Below are 1362 nucleotides of genomic sequence, written 5' to 3' on the forward strand. Positions count from 1 at the left end.
TGAACCGTCCCGGGTTTCATGCACCCTCAGGTTTCTGTGATCCGGCCGGTCTACCGGTCACGAGTTGGGAATAGTAGCGGGCTTCGGCTTCGGCCGGCGGAATGCGTCCGAGGCGGTGCATCAGGCGCTGCTGGTTGTACCAGGCGACGTAGTCGGCGGTGATGTATTCGACGTCGCCCACGGTGTTCAGTGGGCCGCGGCGAAACGGGGAATCCGCCCGGACACATTCGTTCTTGTACAGGCCGATGGTCGTCTCAGCCAGCGCGTTGTCGAAGGCATCCCCAACACTGCCCACGGACGGGCGAATTCCCGAAAGGCTCAGTGTCTCACCGAATCTCACACTCGTGTACTGCGAGCCGGCGTCGCTGTGATGGATTGCGCCGTCGACGGGATGGCCTTGGCGGGCACGCAGTGCAGCGGCCTGACGCAGCGCGGATTCGACGAAGCGGGTGTGCTTGGACGCCGAGGCTTCCCAGCCCACGATCGACCCGGCGTAGGCGTCGATGACGAACGCGACGTAGACGAACACGCCGGTGACGAGCTTGACGTAGGTGAAGTCGGCCACGAGCAGCACGTTGGGTGCGGCCACCCCGAACTGGCGGTCCACCAGGTCCGGCGGTCGCACCGCCTCCGGGTCGGGGATCGTGGTGCGGACCCTCTTCTGGCGGCGCACGCCTTGCCAGCCGTTCTTGCGCATCAGGCGTTCCACGGTGGACTTGGCCACCGGGATGCCCTCACGCTGCAGATGGGCCCACATCTTCAGCGACCCGTACAGCGACTCGGGCCTGCGGCGTCCGTGCTCATCAGGCTCGTAGTAGCCGGCTAGGATCTCGGTGATCGTGGCGTCCCACAGGGCCCGTTTCGAGGGCGCCCGCACCGCCCAGGCATGAAATGTCCGCGGGGCGATCGGCACGGCGTGCTCGGTGAGCACGCGGCAGATCGGAGCGACCCCGAAACGGTCCCGGTGGGCGGCGATGAACTCGCAGACCGTAGCGGTCAGCGGCGGTTGCGCGGGTCGCTCTCCCGCACGAAGAAAGACGTTGCCGCCTTGAGGATTTCGATAGTCTGCTCCAGCTCGGCGTTACGCCGTTTCAACGCCCGGATCTCCGCAGCCGCCTCCGAAGAGACCCCGTCTCGATCACCGTCATCGACCTGTTGCTGGCGAATCCAATTACGCAGCGTCTCGGCGTTCATCCCCAACCGTTTGGACACCGCGGTAATCGCCGCCCACTCGCTCGGATAGTCCTCCCGGTGCTCGCGCACCAGACGGACCGCCTTCGCTCGGGTCTCCGGGTCGTACTTGCTCGGCATGACATGCACCTTCCCAAGGAAGGAGGTGCGCATCAAACGCGGGATGGTTCA

Annotated in this window: 1 protein-coding gene; it reads right to left on the reverse strand. The window is 65.6% G+C overall.

The window, feature by feature from the left end; all coding sequences use genetic code 11:
* Positions 1-16 precede the first annotated feature (16 nt).
* Positions 17-1311, reverse strand: a protein-coding gene (locus tag BST38_RS28765) for an IS3-like element ISMysp3 family transposase (protein ID WP_085975518.1) whose coding sequence is annotated in 2 segments (ribosomal slippage) — positions 17-1038 and positions 1038-1311 — 1296 coding nt in all. Because the reading frame shifts where the segments join, the coding sequence is not laid out codon by codon here.
* Positions 1312-1362: the final 51 nt, after the last annotated feature.

The organism is Mycolicibacterium parafortuitum, from assembly GCF_002086815.1.
GTDB classification, from domain to species: Bacteria; Actinomycetota; Actinomycetes; order Mycobacteriales; family Mycobacteriaceae; genus Mycobacterium; species Mycobacterium parafortuitum.